This window comes from Arthrobacter sp. J156 (genome assembly GCF_056172865.1).
Genome location: NZ_CM149650.1, coordinates 838,287 through 857,628, shown reverse-complemented (window position 1 = coordinate 857,628; position 19,342 = coordinate 838,287). Strand labels below are relative to the sequence as shown.

Genomic DNA, 19,342 nt, shown 5'->3' with positions numbered 1-19,342 from the left:
GACCATGGCACGACTCACCAAGGCGCAGCGCGAGTGGCGGCCCGGCATGAAGAAGCCCCGCCGCTCCGTGCGCACCCTCTTCGCCTCCACGGTGCTGACCCTGGAGGCCTTTGTGGTCCTCTTCGCGACGCTCGGCGTGTTCGGGCTGCACCGCGGGGCCGTCTCCGCCTGGCTGATCTGGGGGATCGGGCTCGGTCTGGCGCTGTTGTGCCTGGCCACGTGCGCGTTCCTCGGCCGCCCGTTCGGCTACTGGATCGGCTGGGGCATCCAGGTGCTGCTGGTCGGCGCGGGATTCATCGATCCGTACATGTTCATCGTCGGGGCGCTCTTCGCGGCCGCCTGGTGGTACGCCGTGACCAAGGGCGGAGCGATCGATGCGGAGAACGCCGAGCGCGACCGTGCGCAGGCCCGCTGGGAAGCGGAGCACCCGGAGGCCGGCTCCGACTAGACTGGCCGGAGGAAACCCGACCCCCACCTCAAAGGAGCACGCCCATGTCCGTTGAACGGACCCTTGTCCTGGTCAAGCCCGACGGCGTCGAGCGCCAGCTCACCGGAACGATCCTCGCCCGCGTCGAGGCCAAGGGCTACCGGCTCGCGGCCCTCAAGCAGGTCCAGGCCACCCGGGAGCTGCTCGAGCGCCACTACGAGGAGCACGTCGGCAAGCCCTTCTACGAGCCCCTCGTCGAGTTCATGCTCTCGGGCCCCGTCGTCGCCGCCGTCTTCGAGGGCCACCGCGTCATCGAGGGCTTCCGCTCCCTGGCCGGGACGACTGATCCGACGACGGCCGCTCCGGGGACCATCCGCGGCGACTTCGGCCGCGACTGGGGCCTGAAGGTGCAGCAGAACCTCGTCCACGGCTCGGACTCGGTGGAGTCCGCGGAACGCGAGATCGGCATCTGGTTCGCCTGAGCGTCGCCGCCCCGCTCCGCGCGGGGACCGGTCACGGTACGACGGCGGCCGGCCACCCTCCACGGGTGGCCGGCCGCCGTCGTCGTTGTGCGCTCGGGCGTGGACCGGGGTCCGCGTTGCCTCAGCCGAGGAACATGTTCATAAAGCGGAAGAAGATCGACGCGGCGCACGCCACGATCACGAGCGCCGTGGCCACGCCGGGCCAGCCGGCCGCGGCACGGCGCAGCCACGCGGGCGCGGGGAGCACGCCGTGCAGGATGTTCCGGGCCGTCGTGTAGATGAAAAGCGGGATCACCATGAGCCAGACGACGATGCAGTAGAGGCACAGGACGTTGATCTCGAACAGCGCCTGGTACCAGAGCCATCCGATGAACGCCGCGGCCAGCGTGATCCCGGTCTGGACGCCGATCCAATACCAGCGGGGGAAACGGGCGCCTGCCGCGAGCGAGACGCCGATCGTCAGGACCACGGCGAAGCCGACGACCCCGATGAAGGGGTTCGGGAAGCCGAACAGGGCGGCCTGCCAGGTCTGCATGACCGTGCCGCAGGAGACCCAGGGGTTGAGGTCGCAACTCGTCACGTGTGAGGCGTCGCGGTAGAGCTCGAGGCGCTCCAGCACGAGGATCACGGACGCGATCCAGGCCACGGCGGCCGTGGCCGCGAGGATGACGCCGAAGGCCTGGTCCCGGGCGAAGCGTGGAAGTTCCGTCGTGGTCAAGCGTCTGGCTCCTCGCTCGCGGGCGCCGGAGGACCCCGGCGCGTTCGCCTCCAGTGTATCGACGCCGCGCGTGCCCGGGTCCCGCCGTGCGGGGCCCCGTGTGAGATAATGGCCGTGGCCGTCCGTGGATCCACAGTCCAGGGCCGGCCCAGCGACAGGCTTCCAGGCCCGCGGGCGATGCATCGGACCGGCGTGAAGACACGACGCCCCTCTCGAATACCGCCGACGGCCGCCGCAACGGAAAGCGGCTTGCCGGGAAAAGCGCCGCTGGTCCAACGGGACGTCCGCACCCCATACGTGGTGGGTGCCCCCCGGTGGATAGCATCCTGACTTCCGGCGCGCGGAGGCCCTTCAGGCCCCGCCGCCGAACTGAGCGCCCGGCGGGCCCACTGTGGGGGTCGGCCGGGTAGGAGCATGACCCATGGATTCATTGACGACCCCGTCGACCGAGAACACGCCCGAAGCAGAGGGCGGATCCCCGGAACAGGCCGCCCCCGCGGCGGAACCGAAGAAGGCGGTGCGCCGTAGGAAGCCCGCCGCCAAGACCGCGGCCGCCTCCGCCGCGGAAGAGGCCGGGACGGCCCCCGGTGTCGCGGCGGCCGAGGCGCCCGCCTCGTCGGAGGCCTCCACCGCCGAGGCGCCCGCCTCGTCGGAGGCCTCCACCGCCGAGGCGCCGGCCGAGGCTCCCGCGAAGGCCACGCGGCGGCGCAGCAGCACCGCGGCGAAGACCACCACCAAGACCGCCGCCGCGAAGTCCACCCCGGCGAAGAAGACCGCCGCCACCCAGGCCACCGCAGCGAAGAAGACCGCCACCGGGGCCGAGGCGTCTGTCGAGGCCGATCCGGTCGCGGCCATCGAGCCCGCCCTGGCGTCCGGGGATGGCGTCTCCGACCAGCTGGAAGAACCCGCGGCGAAGGCTCCTCGCAAGCGCGCCCCGCGCAAGTCCGCCGTCACGGTGCCCGACGAGGCACCCGCCCCCGAGGTGCCCGCAGATGGTGCCGCCGAGGGGGACGCTCCCACCGAAGCGGCCCCTGCCCGGAAGGCTCCGCGCAAGCGCACGCCGCGCAAGGCCACCGCCGCGGCGCAGGGCGACGACACCGGCGCGGAAGCCCCGGACGACGCGGCGCCCGCGCAGGAGGCAGCCGCGGTCCAGCCGCCGGCCTCCCCGGCCGCGGACGAGGCACCCGGGGCCGGCACCGGCGTCGTGCCCGGCTCCTCCGATGAGACCACCGAGGACGCCGAGGGCGGGCCGGCCGCGGATCCCTTCACCATCCCGGCCTCGCCCGTGTCCCTGCTCTTCCACGCCCCGGACCTGACCGCCGTCCCGGCGCCGGCCGCCGTCGTCGAGGACGAGGAGGACGATGACGCGGATTCCGGCGAGGAGGGCGCGGGACGCGGCCGCCGCGGCCGCCGCACCCGGCGCGCCCGCGGGGGAGCGTCCGAGGAGGCCGCCGCCAACGGCCCGGCCGGGGAGGAGGAGGGCGTCGTCTCCCGCCGCCGGCGCCGCCGCCGCCGCGGAGACGCCGACCTGGAGCTCACGGGCGGCCAGGACGACGACCCGCCCAACACCGTCACCCGGGTCCGCGGCCCGCGGCAGGCCGCCGAGCCGGCGCCGTCGAACAAGGTCATGGGCGTCAAGGGCTCCACGCGCCTCGAGGCCAAGCGCCAGCGCCGCCGCGAGTCGCGCGAGTCGGGCCGACGCCGGCACGTCATCACCGAGGCCGAGTTCCTGGCCCGGCGCGAGTCCGTCGACCGCCAGATGGTCGTGCGCCAGCGCGAGGACCGCATCCAGATCGGCGTCCTCGAGGACGGCATCCTCGCCGAGCACTTCGTCTCCAAGACGCAGCAGGATTCGCTCATCGGCAACGTCTACGTCGGCAAGGTGCAGAACGTGCTGCCGTCCATGGAGGCCGCGTTCATCGACATCGGCCGCGGCCGCAACGCCGTGCTGTACGCCGGCGAGGTCAATTGGGACGTCGCGGGCCTCGACGGGCAGCCGCGGAAGATCGAGCACGCCCTCAAGTCCGGCGATTCCGTGCTCGTCCAGGTCACCAAGGACCCCGTGGGCCACAAGGGCGCCCGCCTGACGAGCCAGATCTCGCTGCCCGGACGCTACCTCGTCTACGTGCCCGGCGGCTCCATGACGGGCATCTCCCGCAAGCTGCCCGACGTCGAGCGCAACCGCCTGAAGAAGATCCTCAAGGACCACTTGCCGCAGAACGCCGGCGTCATCGTGCGCACGGCCGCGGAGGGGGCCTCCGAAGAGGAGCTCATGAACGACATCAACCGGCTCCGCGCCCTCTGGGAGGAGATCGAGCGGAAGTCGACGTCGACGAAGACCACCCCGCCCGAGCTGCTCTACGGTGAGCCGGACCTGACCATCAAGGTCGTCCGCGACGTCTTCAACGAGGACTTCTCCAAGCTCGTGGTCTCCGGCGAGGAGGCCTGGGACACCATCGAGGCCTACGTCACCTACGTCGCCCCGGACCTGCTGGGCCGGCTCGAGAAGTGGGAGGCGGAGGAGGACATCTTCGCGGCCAACCGCATCGACGAGCAGATCCACAAGGCGCTGGACCGCAAGGTGTTCCTGCCCTCGGGCGGCTCGCTCGTGATCGACCGCACGGAGGCCATGACGGTCGTCGATGTGAACACGGGCAAGTTCACCGGCTCCGGGGGCAACCTCGAGGAGACGGTCACCAAGAACAACCTCGAGGCCGCCGAGGAGATCGTCCGCCAGCTGCGCCTGCGCGACATCGGCGGGATCATCGTCATCGACTTCATCGACATGGTCCTGGAGGCCAACCGCGACCTGGTGCTGCGCCGCCTCGTCGAGTGCCTCGGCCGCGACCGCACCAAGCACCAGGTCGCCGAGGTCACGTCGCTGGGGCTCGTGCAGATGACGCGCAAGCGGATGGGCACCGGGCTGCTCGAGGTCTTCAGCGAGAACTGCGAGGCGTGCAACGGCCGCGGCGTCGTGACCCACGAGGAGCCCGTCGAGCACCGGCGTTCCTACACCGCCTCCGGCGAGCAGCAGTCCGGATCCCGGAACGACCGCAACGACCGCTCCGGCCGGTCCTCGCGCCGCCGCAAGGGCGGGAAGGACCAGGACGCGCCGGAGCAGCCCGTCGAGGCCCAGCGTCCGGCGGAGGATCCCGAGCGCGAGGCGAAGGCGAGCGCCGCCCGGGCCGCCTTCGCGACCATTGCCGCCGCAGCGCACGCGGCCCATGAACACGAGCACGACGCCGGGGCGCGCCCGGAGGCCGCCACGGAGGGGGCTACGGGTGGATCCGCTCCGGCGGACGGCGCCGCGTCCGGCGACGCCGAGGCCGAGCAGGCCGGGACCGGCGGACGCCGTGGCCGCCGACGCCGTGGCCGCGCCGGTTCGCCGGTGACGACGACGGGAGGCGCGGCAGATGCGCCCGCCGGCGACGAGGCGCCTGCCGACGCCGCGGAGCGGCCGGACCCGACGCCGGTGCAGGCCGGGGAGGCGCCCGCCGCGCCCACCGCGGCCGCGTCGGTCTCCGAGACCAGCGTGCCGGCTCCCGGGGAGGCGGCCGAGCAGGTCGTCACGATTGCCGGAGAGGCCGTGCGGCTTCCCCGGGCCAGGCGCAGCCGCCGGGCCACCGCACCCGTCCAGGCCCCCGAGCTGACCCTCGAGTCGCTCTCCGAGGTGCTCGGCGCTCTCGCGCCGGACAGCGGTGACGGGGACGCGGGCCAGACCGCGGACACGGCCTCGGCGACCACGCCCGGACGGGAGCCCGCCGGCGCGGTCGAGTCGACCGACGTCGTCGAGGAGAGCGGCGTCGTCGCGGCGGCCGACGCCGCCGCCGAGGCTGCCCCGGGCCGGGCCACGCAGCAGGAGTCCGTGGCCGTGCAGGAGGCGGCACAGCCGGAAGCCCCTGCCCCGCGCCGGCCGCGCCGGACCCGTTCCGCCCGCTCCGCGCAGGGCTCGGCCCACGAGCCGATCGAGCGTGGCGTGGCCGCCGCGCCGGCCTCGGGAGGCTCCACGCACACGGCGGCGCTCCCCGGGGACACGGCGGCGCGTGCCGCGGCTCCTGCCGAGGTGCCCGTTGTGCTCGGCGTCGGCGTGCCGGCGTCGGAGCTGTAGCGCCGAAGGTCTTGACGACTCGCCGGGGCAGGATGTATTTGCCCCGGCGGGGCCGACTAGCGTAATCTAGATCTTCGGTGCGAACGCCGCTCATCGGAACTTTCCGCTCGGCGTGACAGCACGGCGCAACCCCAGGCATCCATCCCGGAGACCCTGATGCGCAGTTAGAGATATCAATGTCGAGAGAAGTGAGTTCCAAAGTGGTGTACGCGATTGTCCGCGCTGGCGGCCGCCAGGAGAAGGTTTCCGTCGGAGACCTTGTGACCCTTGACCGCGTTCCGGTGGCAGCTGGCGGCACCATTGAGCTTCCCGCGCTGCTGCTGGTCGACGGAGACAAGGTGACCTCCGCAGCCCAGGACCTGGCCAAGGTGACCGTGACCGCCGAGGTCGTCGAGAACCTCCGCGGTCCGAAGATCGTCATCCAGAAGTACAAGAACAAGACCGGCTACAAGAAGCGCCAGGGCTTCCGCTCCGCGCTGACGAAGGTCAAGGTCACCTCCATCGCCTAGGGCGCCGGAGACCAGCAACCCCCGATTTGAAGGTAGGCACATTCAATGGCACATAAGAAGGGTGCGAGCTCCACTCGCAACGGCCGCGACTCCAACGCCCAGTACCTCGGCGTGAAGCGCTTCGGCGGCCAGGTCGTCTCCGCCGGCGAGATCATCGTCCGCCAGCGCGGAACCCACTTCCACCCGGGCGCCAATGTCGGCCGCGGTGGCGACGACACGCTGTTCGCCCTCGCCGCGGGAGCCGTCGAGTTCGGCACCCGTCGCGGGCGCCGCGTCGTCAACATCGTCTCCGCCGACTAGTCGGACCGGACGAGACAGAGCTTTACTAGACTGGAGGGCGGGCCGTTCGGCCCGCCCTCCAGTCGCATTCCAGCGGCGCGCAGCTTCGCGCCGGCCTGCACGACCAGCAGCACACAGAGGAGTCCAGCCGTGGCAGCGTTCATCGACCGCGTCGTCCTTCACGTTTCCGGAGGAACCGGCGGCCACGGCTGCGTGTCCATCAAGCGTGAGAAGTTCAAGCCGCTCGGCGGCCCCGACGGCGGCAACGGCGGCAACGGGGGAGACGTGGTGCTCCGCGTCGACCACCAGGCCACGACCCTGCTGGACTACCACCACCTGCCGCACCGCCACGCCGGCAACGGCGAGGGCGGCAAGGGCGACAACCGCCCCGGCAAGCACGGCCAGTCGCTCGTCCTGCCCGTCCCGGACGGGACCGTGGTCAAGGACCGCGAGGGGAACATCCTCGCGGACCTGATGGGCGAGGGCGCCGAGTTCACCGCCGCCGCCGGGGGGCAGGGCGGGCTCGGCAACGCCGCGCTCGCCTCCGCCAAGCGCAAGGCCCCCGGCTTCGCCCTGCTCGGCCTTCCCGGCTCCGCGCGGGACATCGTCCTCGAGCTGAAGACCGTCGCCGACATCGCCCTCGTGGGCTACCCCTCCGCCGGCAAGTCCAGCCTCATCGCGGCGATGTCCGCCGCCCGCCCCAAGATCGCCGACTACCCGTTCACGACCCTCGTGCCGAACCTGGGCGTCGTCCAAGCCGGCGAGGTCCGTTTCACCGTCGCCGACGTGCCCGGACTCATCCCCGGCGCGAGCGAAGGGCGCGGCCTGGGCCTGGAGTTCCTGCGCCACGTCGAGCGCTGCGCGGCGCTCGTGCACGTCCTCGACTGCGGCACCCTGGAATCGGACCGCGACCCACTCTCCGACCTCGCGGTCATCGAGGCCGAGCTCGCCGCCTACGCGGTTGATTCCGGCTTCTCCGACGGCGATGCCGTCCCCCTGAACGAACGCCCCCGGCTCATCGCGCTGAACAAGGTCGACATGCCCGACGGCGAGGACATGGCGAAGTTCGTCCGCCCGGAACTCGAGCAGCGCGGCTACCGCGTCTTCGAGGTCTCGGCCCTGAACCGGGAGGGACTCCGCGAGCTCACGTTCGCCATGGCCGGCCTCGTCGACGAGGCGCGGGCGCACCGCGAGGCCACGCCCGCCCCCGCCCCCGTCCAGGTCCTGCGCCCCCGCGGCGTCGACGCCCGCGGATTCTCGATCCGCCGGGAGGAGCGCAACCTCGAGCCGCTCTTCCGCGTGCTCGGCGAGAAGCCCGTGCGCTGGGTCATGCAGACCGACTTCACCAACGACGAGGCCGTCGGCTACCTCGCCGACCGGCTCGCGAAGCTCGGCGTCGAGGACGAGTTGTTCAAGATGGGCGCCACGCCCGGCGACGCCGTCGTCATCGGCGACGACTCCACCGGCGTCGTCTTCGACTGGGAGCCCACCATGGCCGCCGGGGCGGAACTGCTCGGCTCCCGGCGCGGACAGGACGTCCGCCTCGAGGAGACCAACCGGCCCACACGCGGGCAGAAGCGCCAGGAACAGCAGGAACGCCGCGACGCCAAGGCCGCGGCCCGCGCCGAGCTCGAGGCCGAGCGCAAGGCCGGCATCTGGACCGAGTCGGTGAACTACAAGCACCGCGCGCCGGGGGACGACGACTGAGCATGCGCCAGAACCGCAAGGCCTCCTCCATCCTCCGGCGGTCCCACCTGCCGCAGGCACGCCGGCTCGTCGTCAAGGTCGGCTCCTCGTCGCTGACCACGGTCACGGGCGGCATCTCCGAGCCCGCGCTCGCGGAGCTCGTGGACCGCCTCGCCACCGTGCGCAACGCCGGTACCGAGCTCATCCTCGTCTCCTCCGGCGCGATCGCGGCCGGGCTCGCGCCGCTGGGGCTCGAACGCCGCCCCCGTGACCTCGCCACGCAGCAGGCCGCAGCCGGCGTCGGCCAGGGCCTGCTCATGGCCCGGTACACGCAGGCCTTCGGCGCCCACGGCGTGACGGTCGGGCAGGTCCTGCTCACGGCGGACGACCTGATCCGGCGCCAGCAGTACGCCAACGCGTTCCGCGCCCTTGCACGGCTCCTCGCCCTCGGCGTCGTGCCGATCGTCAACGAGAACGACACGGTGGCGACGCACGAGATCCGCTTCGGGGACAACGACCGCCTCGCCGCCCTCGTCGCGCACCTCGTCAAGGCCGACGCCCTCGTCCTGCTCTCCGACGTCGACGCCCTCTACGACGGCCCGCCCGCCGAGGGCGCCACCCGCATCCCGCACGTCGGCCGGGCCGAGGACCTCGAGGGCATCCGGATCGGCAGCACCGGCGCGGCCGGCGTCGGCACGGGCGGCATGGCCACCAAGGTCCAGGCCGCGACCATCGCCGCCGAATCCGGGATTCCCGCCCTCGTCACCTCGACCTCCAACGCGGCCCGGGCCCTGGCCGGGGAGGACGTGGGAACCTGGTTCGCCTCCCGTGGTACCCGGCGCCCCGCACGCCTGCTCTGGCTCGCCCACCTGGCCAGCACGCAGGGCCGCCTCGTCCTCGACGACGGCGCCGTCGCCGCCGTCGCGACGGGGTCCAAGTCCCTCCTGCCCGCCGGGATCACGGGCGTCGAGGGGGACTTCGAGGCCGGCGACGCCGTCGAGATCGCGGATCGTACCGGCCACGTCCTGGCGCGCGGCCTCGTGAACTATTCCTCGGGGGAGCTGCCCGAGATGCTGGGGCGGGGCACACGGGAGCTCGCGCGATCGCTCGGCGCGCATTTCGAGCGCGTCGTCGTCCACGTCGACGACCTCGTGCTCGTCTAGCGTCGCCCCGGTACCGGTCGCGGTCACCACCCGTGCGGGCTTCACGAAGCTGGGAGGACGCCCGCGGCGTCGCTAAGCTGGGTCCATGAGCCACACCGTTCCCGAAGCCGTGCCCGCACAGGACCCCGCCGTCCACGACGCGACGGAGGCCTCGCCGTCGTCCTCGCTGCCGGAGCCCGCGAGGGAGCGAGCCACCGCGGCCGAGGAGATCGGGCGCCGCGCCGACCGCGCCCGCACCGCATCGCGCGTCCTGGCGCGCGCCAACCGGGACTGGAAGGACCGCGGACTCGCGGCCATCGCCCGCGAGCTCGACGCCCGGCGCGCCGCGGTGCTCGCCGCCAACGCGAAGGACGTGGCCCGCGAACGCGAGGCCGGCACCGCCGACGCCCTGCTCGACCGGCTGCGGCTCGACGACGCCCGCGTCGACGGCCTGATCGCCGCGCTCGGGGAACTGGAGGGCCTGCCCGACCCCGTCGGATCCGTCCTGCGGGGGCAGACCCTGCCCAACGGCCTCAGGCTGCGCCAGGTCCACGTCCCCATGGGCGTCGTCGGCGCCATCTACGAGGCCCGGCCCAACGTCACGGTCGACATCGCCGGCCTCGCCCTCAAGAGCGGCAACGCCGTGCTGCTGCGCGGCGGCTCGGCCGCCGCCGAGACCAACCTCGCCCTCCTGCACCTCATCCGCGACGCGCTGCGCTCGGCCGGGCTGCCCGAGGACGCGGTGCAGAGCGTCGACGACTACGGGCGCGAGGGGGCCACCGCGCTCATGGCGGCCCGCGGCAAGGTCGACGTCCTGATTCCCCGCGGGGGGCGCTCCCTCATCCAGTCCGTCGTGCGCAATGCGACCGTGCCCGTCATCGAGACGGGCGAGGGCAACGTGCACATCTACCTCGACGCGTCCGCCGACGCCGAGGCGGCCGTCCCGATCCTGCTCAACGCCAAGACCCAGCGGCCCTCGGTCTGCAATACCGTCGAGACGCTCCTGATCCACCGCGACGCGGGGGCGGGGCGCGCCGTGCTCGAGGCGCTCGCGGGGACCGGCGTGCGGCTCCACGTCGACGAACGCGCCGCGGCCCTCGTACCGGAGCTGGCCACCGTGCCCGCGACGGAGGAGGACTGGGGCTCCGAGTACATGAACCTGGACCTCGCGGTCGCCGTCGTCGACGGCCTGGACGAGGCCATGGAGCACATCAGGCGCTGGTCCACGGGCCACACCGAGGCGATCCTCACCAACGACCTCGCCAACGCCGAGCGCTTCATCCGCGAGGTCGACTCCGCGGCCGTCATCGTCAATGCGTCCACGCGTTTCACCGACGGCGGCCAGCTCGGACTCGGCGCGGAGATCGGCATCTCGACGCAGAAGATGCACGCACGCGGCCCCATGGGACTGCGCGAGCTGACCACGACCAAGTGGATCGTGCAGGGCGACGGCCACGTCCGTTCGTAGAGCACCAGCAACATGGGTAACATAGGGGGGAGCAAAGCAACTGCCCCTCCTCCGGACGCGAGCCGGGCCCGGGGCGCGCATCTTGAGTCCTAGGGAGAGACATGCTGAACCAGTACGTGGGAGCGGCCGTGGCCGCAACGGAGCACGCCGCCGAGAGCGCAGCCAACCAGGCCCTCCTGGTCGGCGGTTCGATCTTCGCCGTCTTCCTGGTGCTGCTGCTCATCACCGTCTCCTTCACCAACGTCGGCCGGCGGCACGAGGCCCACGCGGAGGTCGCCGACACCCACCGCCAGCACACCAACAAGCACGGCCATCACTGATTCCGCCGCAGCGGGCACGGCCACGAGGCCGGTCCGCCTGGGGGTGATGGGCGGCACGTTCGATCCCATCCACCACGGCCACCTCGTCGCCGCCAGCGAGGTGGCGGCCGAGTTCGGCCTGGACGAGGTCGTGTTCGTCCCCACTGGCCGGCCCTGGCAGAAGTCCGACCGCCGCGTCTCGGCGTCCGAGGACCGCTACCTCATGACCGTCGTCGCCACCGCCTCGAACCCGCGCTTCACCGTGAGCCGGGTCGACATCGACCGCCCGGGGCCGACCTACACGATCGACACGCTGCGCGACCTGCGGCGCCAGCGACCGGACGCGGAGCTGTTCTTCATCACGGGCGCGGACGCGCTCGAGCAGATCATGTCCTGGAAGGACATCGACGAGTTGTGGAGCCTGGCCCACTTCGTCGGCGTGACGAGGCCCGGCCACGAGCTGCCCGACCTGGGCCGCCAGGACATCAGCCTCCTGGAGGTCCCGGCGATGGCCATCTCGTCGACGGACTGCCGTGAACGCGTCCGCAGCCACAAGCCCGTCTGGTACCTGGTGCCGGACGGCGTGGTGCAGTACATCGCCAAGCACCAGCTATACAACGACGACGGCGGCGCCGACGGCGCCTGATCCGGGAGAGAGACGGCATGAGCGACGAGGACGGGTCCGCCCTGAGCAGGAGGGCTCTGCGCGAGAAGCGCAGGGCCGCCCAGGCGGATGCCAGCGGTCTGCCGGTCGAGCCCCCCGCGGCCGGGGCCGCGGAGGCCGCACGTCCGGCCGCGCCCGGTCCCGCGGCGCCCGTGGAGTCCGAAGAGGAGACCGCGCGGCGGGTCGCGCGGGCCAACCGGAGCCGTCGCGCGGCCCCCGGCCCCGTCGACGCCGTCCCGGAGCGCTCCGAGCGCACGTCCCTGCAGCGGGCACGCGACCGGGAGGCCCTGCGCCGGCAGCGCTCGCTCGCGTCCTATGCCCCGGAACCCGTCTCCCCGGGAGACGATCCGTCCCCGATGACCCGACGCGAACTGCGCCTGCGGGCCCTGGCCGCCGCGCGCGCCGCGATGCAGGAGCCGGGGACCGCGGTCGGCGGCACGGGCCCGGCGACGCAGGACGACGACGGGGCCACGCCGGCGGATCCCGGCGGGGGTCCGGCCGGGGGTGCTTCGGATGACGCCGGCGCCGCGCCGGTCGGCGAGGGGCAGATGAGCGTCGAGGAGGCCCTCGCGGCGCGGCGCGCCGCGGCCGTGGGCGACGGCGCCGAGGGACCCGCGGCCTCGGAGACGGGCCTCATCGACCTCGAGGTCCTGGCCCGGCAGCGGGAGCATGCCGCCCGCGCCGCCATCATCAATCGGAGGGTCGCCGAACGCCGCAGGCTCGAGGCCGCGAACTCCCAGCGGCTGGAGCAGGTGCGCTCCGATCCGTTCACCGGCGCCATGAACCAGCTGCGGGACGCGCGGGCCGAGCGCGAGCTCGCGAACACGGGCGTCCACGGGCCGCTGACCAGCGGCGTCAGCATCGAGCTGCCACGGGCCGCCGTGGCGGACGCGCGGAGGCTCGACGCCGACCGTTCCGCCACCACGGGGCACGGCACCGGGGCGGAGGCCGACGCGTTGGAGGGCGGCGCCGTCGTTCCCGGACGGCCGACGGCGGACGCCGATACGCCCCGCGTGGTCCCGGCCTCCGGGCAGGACGCGGCCCCGGTCCAGGCCAGGTCCGCCCAGGGGCTCGAGCCGCTCGACTACCTCACCGCCGGCGGGCGCCGCGCCAACCGCGTGCTCCTGCTCTCCGTCGCCGCCTTGGCGCTCGGAGCCGCGACCTTCCTCGCGGGACTCGTCCTGTTCATCAATTCCCTCTAAACCCACACCCGGCGCCCGACGCGCGGGGCCCAAGGAGAAAAGTGCCCATCAACGACCATTCCCTGGACATCATCCAGACGGCCGCGGCCGCCGCGGTGGACAAGCTCGCGGAGAACCTCGTCGCGCTCGACGTCAGCGAGCGCCTCGGCATCACCGACGCGTTCCTCATCGCCTCGGCCTCGAGCGAGCGGCAGGTCAACGCCATCGTCGACGGCATCGAGGACGCGCTGAACACCCGCCTGGACCTGAATCCCGTGCGCCGCGAGGGCAGGGGAGAGGGCCGCTGGGTCCTTCTCGACTACCTCGACGTGGTCATCCACGTCCAGCACAACGAGGACCGCGTCTTCTACGCCCTGGAGCGTCTGTGGAGCGACTGCCCCGTCATCCCGCTTCCCGCCCAGCAGAACGCCGCGGAGGGTACCGCCGACGCGGGCTGAATCCCGCCGTCGGCGGATTTGCGCGCCGGAAACGGCATGTCCTATGATGGATGAGTTGTCCAGCGGTCCGCCGCGGGACGCCCTTCCGGGGGTATGGCGCAGTTGGTAGCGCGTCTGCATGGCATGCAGAAGGTCAGGGGTTCGAATCCCCTTACCTCCACGGATGCGTGTATTTTGGGCAAGGCCCCGTCTTCGGACGGGGCCTTGCTGCTTCCCACGGGGTCCCTGCTTCCGAAGGAGTCCCGGGCGCCGGAGTCCGACGCTCGGGAGCGCGCCCCACGGATCCCGGTCCTTCGGCGTGTCGGGACGGGCTTAGGCTCGTGGGCATGACTGATGCATCGCCTGCCTGCCCCGAGTGCGCGGGGCACTACGCCTACGAAACCGGTGCGCTCTGGGCCTGCCCCGAATGCGGCCACGAGTGGAGCCAGGAAGCGGGGCCGGAGGCCGAGGAGGAGCGGGTCATCCGCGACGCCGTCGGCAACGTGCTCGCCGACGGGGACACGGTGACGGTCGTGAAGGACCTCAAGGTCAAGGGTGCCGCCGGGCCCATCAAGGTGGGGACCAAGGTCAAGAACATCCGCCTCGTCGACGGCGTGGGCGACCACGACATCGACTGCAAGGTCGACGGCTTCGGGCCCCTGCAGCTGAAGTCGGGCGTCGTCAAGAAGATCTGAGCGCCGTCCGCGCCATCGCCGGACCATCAGGGCCGGGCATCACCACGATGCCCGGCCCTTTTTGATGGGTGCCACACCCTTCACAGAAGCAGTCACGCCGCTTACTCTGAAAGGGTCACTTCGCATCCGGATCGTGCCGGCCCTCCGCCGGCCCGCCGGATGCCCACCTTCAGGCCCCGTGCAACGTCGCCCGGGGCCCTGATCAAGAGCGGCGATCATGAACGAACACCAGGCAATCAGGCGCCGCCTGCGCGCGGCCGCGGGCGGGATGCTCGCGGCCGGCTTCATCGCCGCCGCCCTGTCGTCACCGGCCGGGGCCGCCCCGGCCGCCGCGGAGGCCGAGGCCTCGTCGACGCCGGTCGGGCGCGCAGTCGAGGCCGGGGACTACCTCGTCCGGCTGGCCGACGACGCGGTCGCCGCCTACGACGGGGGAGTCGCCGGGCTGGGCTCGACCCGCCCCGCGGACGGCGCGAGGCTCGACCTCCGCCAAGACGGCGTCAAGCGCTACCAGGACCACCTCCTGTCCGCGCAACGCGGGCTGCGCCGGGCGGTCAAGCTCGGCGAGGACCGCGTCTACGACGAGTACACCGTGGTCGAGAACGGCTTCGCGGCGCGGCTGACCGCCGAGCAGGTGCGGGCCCTGGCGTCCGATCCGCGGGTCGAGGCAGTGGAACCGGCCGAGATGCTGGAACTGCAGGGATCGACGACCGAGTTCCTGGGCCTTGGCGCCGATGCGGACGGCACCGGAGGCGTCTGGGACGCGCTGGGCGGGACCGAGGCGGCGGGCGAGGGCATCGTCGTCGGCATCGTCGACAGCGGGATCGCGCCGGAGAACCCGTCCTTCGCGGGCGAGCCGCTCGGGACCGAAGCCACCGGAGGGCGGCCCTACCGGCAGGGCGGCCTGATCCACTTCGACAAGGCGGACGGGCAGCGCTTCACGGGCGAATGCGAGGAGGGGCAGCAGTTCACGGCCGATCTGTGCAACACCAAGCTCATCGGCGCCCGCTCCTTCCTCTTCGGCACCCAGCCGATCGCCACGCCGGCCCAGGGGGAGTACGACTCCCCGCGCGACGGCAACGGGCACGGCTCCCACACCGCCAGCACCGCGGCGGGCAACTTCGGCGTCGAGGCCGTCGTCGGCCCGGGCCACCGCCAGCGCATCTCGGGCGTGGCCCCGGCGGCCAGGATCGCCTCCTACAAGGCGTGCTGGTCCTACGCGGACGGCACCGCCGGCTGCAACAGCCTGGGGCTCGTCTCGGCCATCGAGCAGGCCGTCAAGGACGGCGTCGACGTCATCAACTACTCGATCGGCCCCTCCGGCGGGGCGTCTACATCCGTGGGGTCGAGCGACCTCGCCTTTCTCAACGCCGTCAACGCAGGGGTCTTCGTGGCCGCCTCGGCCGGCAACTCGGGCCCGGGCGCCTCGACGGTCGGGAACACCTCGCCGTGGATCACCACGGTGGCGAACAGCACCTACGCCAACCCCCAGTCCGATCTGGTCCTCGGGGACGGACGGACCTTCACGGGGCATTCGCTGACGGTGCCGAGCGACGGGCTGCCGCAGACCGCGCTCGTGCGCGGGCAGGACGCGTCGCTGGACGGAAACGCCCGGGCCGCGCTGTGTGACGCGGGTTCGCTGGACCCGTCGAAGGCCGCCGGCACGGTGGTCGTCTGCGACCGCGGCGAGATCGCGCTCGTCGACAAGGCCGCGGAGGTGGCGCGCGCCGGGGGAGCCGGGATGGTCCTCGTGAACGTCCCCGGGGGCGCCGCGGACCTCGCGGCCCTCGACTACGTCGTCCCGGCAGTCCATGTCGGCGCCGAGGCGGGGGCCACGGTGAAGGAGTACGCGGCCGGCGGAACCGGGACGGCCGCCTTCGCCAAGGAGCCCTCCGATCCGGTAGACATCCCGGTCCCGCAGATCGCCGGCAGCTCCAGCCGCGGCCCGATCCGCTCCGACGCCCAGAACCTGCTCAAGCCCGACGTCGCGGCCCCGGGCACCACGGTCATCGCCGCGGGCGCCAACCCGGCCGGCGGGGAGCCGCGCCACGTGGTGATGTCCGGGACCTCGATGGCCTCGCCGCACGTCGCGGGGCTCGCGGCCCTCTACCTCGGAGAGAGGCCCCTCGCGGGAGCGGACGAGATCCGCTCGGCCCTGATGGGCACCGCGGTGGACCTCAAGACGCCCGACGGCGGGGCCTCGCGCGACGTGTTCGCGCAGGGCGCGGGCCACGTCGGCGCCGGACGCTTCCTCGACGCCGGCTTCTACCACCCGGCACCGGCGGAACAATGGACGGGCTACCGGCGCTGGGTCGCCGACCCCTCCCACCCCGAGGCGGTCTCCGGCACGGAGCTGAACATCCCCTCGATCGCCGCGGGCGAGGTCGTCGGGGCACGCCGGGTCACCCGGACCGTGACGTCGCTCCGCGCCGGAACGTGGACGGCCGACGTCGACGTGCCGGGCTTCACCGCGACCGTGGAACCGGCACGGCTCGAGTTCACGGGGCCCGGGCAGAGCCTCGAGTACACGGTCTCCTTCACCCGGACGACGGCGCCGCTGGACCGGTTCGCCCAGGGCCACCTGCTGTGGAAGGGGCCCGGAGCGGATTCGATCCGCGTTCCCGTGGCGCTGCGCCCCGTGGGCCTTCAGGTCCCGGCCGCCGTTGCAGGGACCGGGACGACGGGCGGCCTCTGCCTCGCCGTGGTCCCGGGAGAGACGGGGCCCGTGGTGCCGAGCTCGACCGCGCTGCAGGAGGCGAAGTACTTCCGGGCCACCGAGGGCTGGATCCACTCCGGCACCTCGCTGTATTCGATGGGGCCGGGGCGGACGGGCGCCGCTCCGGCCCGCGCCTCGGAGTTCAGCGGGCGCGTGGAGGCGGCCAAGGAGACCATCGGCTACGAGTTCGAGGTCCCCGAGGGCACCGAGCGGCTCGTGCTCGAGCTCACGGACGCCCACGGCGCGAACACGGACCTGGACATGGTCCTCTTCCGCAAGGGAAGCTCCGAGTCCCTCTACGCGCAGACGTGGACCGGCGCGGCCTCGGTCAGCCGCAACGAGCGACTCGTCGTCGAGGCCCCCGTCGCGGGCGGCTACCGGATCAACGCCCAGGCCTGGCAGTTCGCCGCGGGCCAGAGCTCGGCGGAGTGGCACCTGACGGTGATGGCGGAGGGGTCCGACGGCGCCGCCGCCGAACTCGTGCTCCCGGCCTCCGTCGACGGCACGGCGGGGGTCCCCCTGGAGATCCCCGTACGGTGGAGCGGGCTCAAGGCCGACTCGCACTACCAGGCCGTCATCCGCTACGACGGCCTTCAGGAGACGACGGCGGTGTCCATCACCACGGGGGCCGCCGTCGAGGATCCCGTGGCGCTGCCGTGCGACGCCGGCGCCGGCGAGCCGGACCCGGGCACGCCCGGGCCGGGCGTCCCGGACGACGACGAGGCCACCCGCCCCGGCACCCCCGTGCTGCAATCGGACAACGGCTGGGACACCGGGCTGATGGACGGCGACTACTCGATCACCATGAACCTGTGGTGGGGCGGCAACGGCAGCCTCTTCCGCTTGTACGAGGACGGCGAGCTCGTCGCCGTGCACCGTCTGGAGGCCGCGAGCCCCAACGCCCAGTCCGTCGCGACGCGCATCACGGGCCGGCCGAACGGCAGCTACGTCTACACGGGCGAGCTCGTCAACTCCGCGGGATCCACCTGGTCGGCGCCGGTCACGGTGAGGGTGTCCGACGCCGCGCCGGGCCGCCCCGTGCTCTCCACCGAGGGGCCGGCGACGACCGGGGGCACCACGGTCGTGGCGAACCTCTGGTGGGGCACCAACGCCACCGGGTACCGGTTGCTCGAGGACGGCGAGGTCGTCGACGAGCAGGTGCTCGAGGCCCGCACGCCGCAGGCGCAGTCCGCCCGGACCACGCTGAAGGGCCTGGAACCGGGGAGGCACCGGTACGTCGCCGAGTTCTTCAACGACGCCGGAAGCACCGCCAGCAACGAGCTCGTCGTGACCGTGCGCCCCTAGCAGGCGGCGGTCTTCACCAGGACCACGGGGCGGGTGCCGGAGGTTTCCGGCACCCGCCCCGCGTTGTCCGCGACACGCCGGGGCGGACGCGACACGCGGTGGATTCAAGCTGTGCACGAGCACTCCACACCCTGTGGACCCGGAGCCGGGATCGGCGTGATTCCACGGCAATCCGGGGCTCGTTTATCCCCACGGGCTGTGGACGAAAGGGTTTTCAAATGACATACTTGTAATACATCATCTAGGGGTCCAAGACGCGGCCATGCACTAGATGTAGTATTGAGATCGCTGGCGAGGCCCCAAGGACCAAACCCGCGAATCGTCCCGGATCCAGTCGGCCGCACCACGTGCGGAGGCGCCGGAAGGGGCGGAAGAACAAGCCATCATCTGCACGAGGGGACACCGGCCATGACCGTCACGGTTTACACGAAGCCAGCTTGCGTTCAGTGCAACGCGACGTACCGCGCACTCGACAAGAAGGGGATCGCGTACCAGTCCGTGGACATCTCCCAGGATCCCACGGCGCTCGAGCGCGTGCGGGCCCTCGGGTACATGCAGGCCCCCGTCGTCGTCACCGAGGCGGACCACTGGTCCGGCTTCCGCCCGGACAAGATCGAGGAACTGGCGCAGGCCGCCACGAGCTCGGTCGCCTGACCCGAAGAACCACCCGGCACCAACCCACGGAGGCGGACGCGATGCCACTCGGCGCACCAGCCGCGGCCGCGCCGTCGACCGGCACGGAGCCCGAGGAGACGACGGGCCTGGGGCTCGTCTACTTCTCCTCCGTGTCCGGCTACACGGCCCGCTTCATCGACAAGGTCGGGCTCGACGCCGCGCGCATCCCGCTCTATCCCCACGAGCCACGCCTCGTGGCCACGGAGCCGTTCGTCCTGGTCCTGCCGACCTACGGCGGCGAGGAGGGACGGCACTCCGTACCGCCGCAAGTGGTGCGGTTCCTCAACGACGAACGCAACCGGAGCCTCCTACGCGGGGTGATCGGTGCGGGCAACACCAACTTCGGAACGGCCTACTGCCTCGCGGCCCGCAAGATCTCGGCCAAGTGCGGCGTTCCGCTGCTATACCGCTTTGAACTCATGGGCACGCCCGAAGACGTGTCCAACGTACGCCAAGGATTGGAAGAGTTTTGGACACAACAGTCGCAGAGCCGGCCGTGACCACGGACGGCAAGGAGGTCCCCGCGGCGTACGCGGGGCTGGGCTACCACGAGC

At 72.5% G+C, this 19,342-nt stretch carries 17 protein-coding genes and 1 tRNA gene; 17 read left to right on the top strand and 1 reads right to left on the bottom strand.

Features of this window, described 5'->3' with window-relative positions:
* Positions 1–4 precede the first annotated feature (4 nt).
* Positions 5–448 carry a DUF4233 domain-containing protein gene (locus AC0QR5_RS03995; RefSeq protein ID WP_329863536.1) on the top strand — a complete coding sequence of 148 codons (444 nt, stop codon included), beginning with the start codon at positions 5–7 and terminating at the stop codon, positions 446–448.
* Positions 449–492: 44 nt separating this feature from the next.
* Entirely contained in the window at positions 493–909 is a 417-nt protein-coding gene (gene ndk, locus AC0QR5_RS03990; protein ID WP_329864307.1) for a nucleoside-diphosphate kinase, read from the top strand.
* A 121-nt stretch (positions 910–1,030) separates the two neighbouring features.
* On the opposite strand, the gene AC0QR5_RS03985 is transcribed toward ndk, so the two are convergent.
* Complete coding sequence (locus tag AC0QR5_RS03985) at positions 1,031–1,627, bottom strand: vitamin K epoxide reductase family protein (protein WP_329863538.1); 597 nt, start codon at positions 1,625–1,627, stop codon at positions 1,031–1,033.
* Between the two features lie 421 nt (positions 1,628–2,048).
* On the opposite strand from AC0QR5_RS03985, the gene AC0QR5_RS03980 reads away from it, so the two are divergent.
* The 15 genes from AC0QR5_RS03980 (at position 2,049) to nrdI (ending at position 19,288) form a co-directional block, all read left to right on the top strand.
* Positions 2,049–5,735 carry an Rne/Rng family ribonuclease gene (locus tag AC0QR5_RS03980; RefSeq protein ID WP_329863540.1) on the top strand — a complete coding sequence of 1,229 codons (3,687 nt, stop codon included), beginning with the start codon at positions 2,049–2,051 and terminating at the stop codon, positions 5,733–5,735.
* 200 nt (positions 5,736–5,935) lie between these two features.
* Positions 5,936–6,244, top strand: a complete 309-nt coding sequence (gene rplU, locus AC0QR5_RS03975) for a 50S ribosomal protein L21 (protein ID WP_329863542.1) — start codon at positions 5,936–5,938, stop codon at positions 6,242–6,244.
* Between the two features lie 45 nt (positions 6,245–6,289).
* Complete coding sequence (rpmA, locus tag AC0QR5_RS03970) at positions 6,290–6,544, top strand: 50S ribosomal protein L27 (RefSeq protein ID WP_329863544.1); 255 nt, start codon at positions 6,290–6,292, stop codon at positions 6,542–6,544.
* Between the two features lie 129 nt (positions 6,545–6,673).
* Positions 6,674–8,230 (top strand): GTPase ObgE, encoded by a 1,557-nt coding sequence (gene obgE / locus AC0QR5_RS03965; protein WP_329863546.1) that lies wholly within the window; start codon positions 6,674–6,676, stop codon positions 8,228–8,230.
* 2 nt (positions 8,231–8,232) lie between these two features.
* On the top strand, positions 8,233–9,372 hold the full coding sequence (proB, locus tag AC0QR5_RS03960) for a glutamate 5-kinase (RefSeq protein ID WP_329863549.1): 1,140 nt from the start codon (positions 8,233–8,235) through the stop codon (positions 9,370–9,372).
* Positions 9,373–9,457: 85 nt separating this feature from the next.
* Entirely contained in the window at positions 9,458–10,819 is a 1,362-nt protein-coding gene (locus tag AC0QR5_RS03955; protein WP_329863551.1) for a glutamate-5-semialdehyde dehydrogenase, read from the top strand.
* Between the two features lie 101 nt (positions 10,820–10,920).
* Positions 10,921–11,139: a hypothetical protein gene (locus AC0QR5_RS03950; RefSeq protein ID WP_329863553.1), complete on the top strand. Its 219-nt coding sequence runs from the start codon at positions 10,921–10,923 to the stop codon at positions 11,137–11,139.
* A 46-nt stretch (positions 11,140–11,185) separates the two neighbouring features.
* Complete coding sequence (gene nadD / locus AC0QR5_RS03945) at positions 11,186–11,764, top strand: nicotinate-nucleotide adenylyltransferase (RefSeq protein ID WP_475372499.1); 579 nt, start codon at positions 11,186–11,188, stop codon at positions 11,762–11,764.
* A 17-nt stretch (positions 11,765–11,781) separates the two neighbouring features.
* Positions 11,782–12,984, top strand: coding sequence for a hypothetical protein (locus AC0QR5_RS03940; protein WP_329863555.1), 1,203 nt, complete (start codon positions 11,782–11,784; stop codon positions 12,982–12,984).
* A gap of 41 nt (positions 12,985–13,025) precedes the next feature.
* Positions 13,026–13,421, top strand: a complete 396-nt coding sequence (rsfS, locus tag AC0QR5_RS03935; protein ID WP_329863557.1) for a ribosome silencing factor — start codon at positions 13,026–13,028, stop codon at positions 13,419–13,421.
* Positions 13,422–13,508: 87 nt separating this feature from the next.
* Positions 13,509–13,581, top strand: a tRNA-Ala gene (locus tag AC0QR5_RS03930).
* A gap of 166 nt (positions 13,582–13,747) precedes the next feature.
* The gene (locus tag AC0QR5_RS03925) at positions 13,748–14,095 is read left to right on the top strand and encodes a zinc ribbon domain-containing protein YjdM (protein WP_329863559.1); all 348 of its coding nucleotides are present in this window, start codon (positions 13,748–13,750) and stop codon (positions 14,093–14,095) included.
* A 217-nt stretch (positions 14,096–14,312) separates the two neighbouring features.
* Positions 14,313–18,113: a S8 family serine peptidase gene (locus AC0QR5_RS03920; RefSeq protein WP_329863561.1), complete on the top strand. Its 3,801-nt coding sequence runs from the start codon at positions 14,313–14,315 to the stop codon at positions 18,111–18,113.
* Between the two features lie 408 nt (positions 18,114–18,521).
* Positions 18,522–18,767, top strand: coding sequence for a glutaredoxin-like protein NrdH (gene nrdH / locus AC0QR5_RS03915; protein WP_329863563.1), 246 nt, complete (start codon positions 18,522–18,524; stop codon positions 18,765–18,767).
* 41 nt (positions 18,768–18,808) lie between these two features.
* Positions 18,809–19,288 carry a class Ib ribonucleoside-diphosphate reductase assembly flavoprotein NrdI gene (gene nrdI / locus AC0QR5_RS03910; protein WP_329863565.1) on the top strand — a complete coding sequence of 160 codons (480 nt, stop codon included), beginning with the start codon at positions 18,809–18,811 and terminating at the stop codon, positions 19,286–19,288.
* The last annotated feature ends 54 nt before the right edge of the window (positions 19,289–19,342 follow it).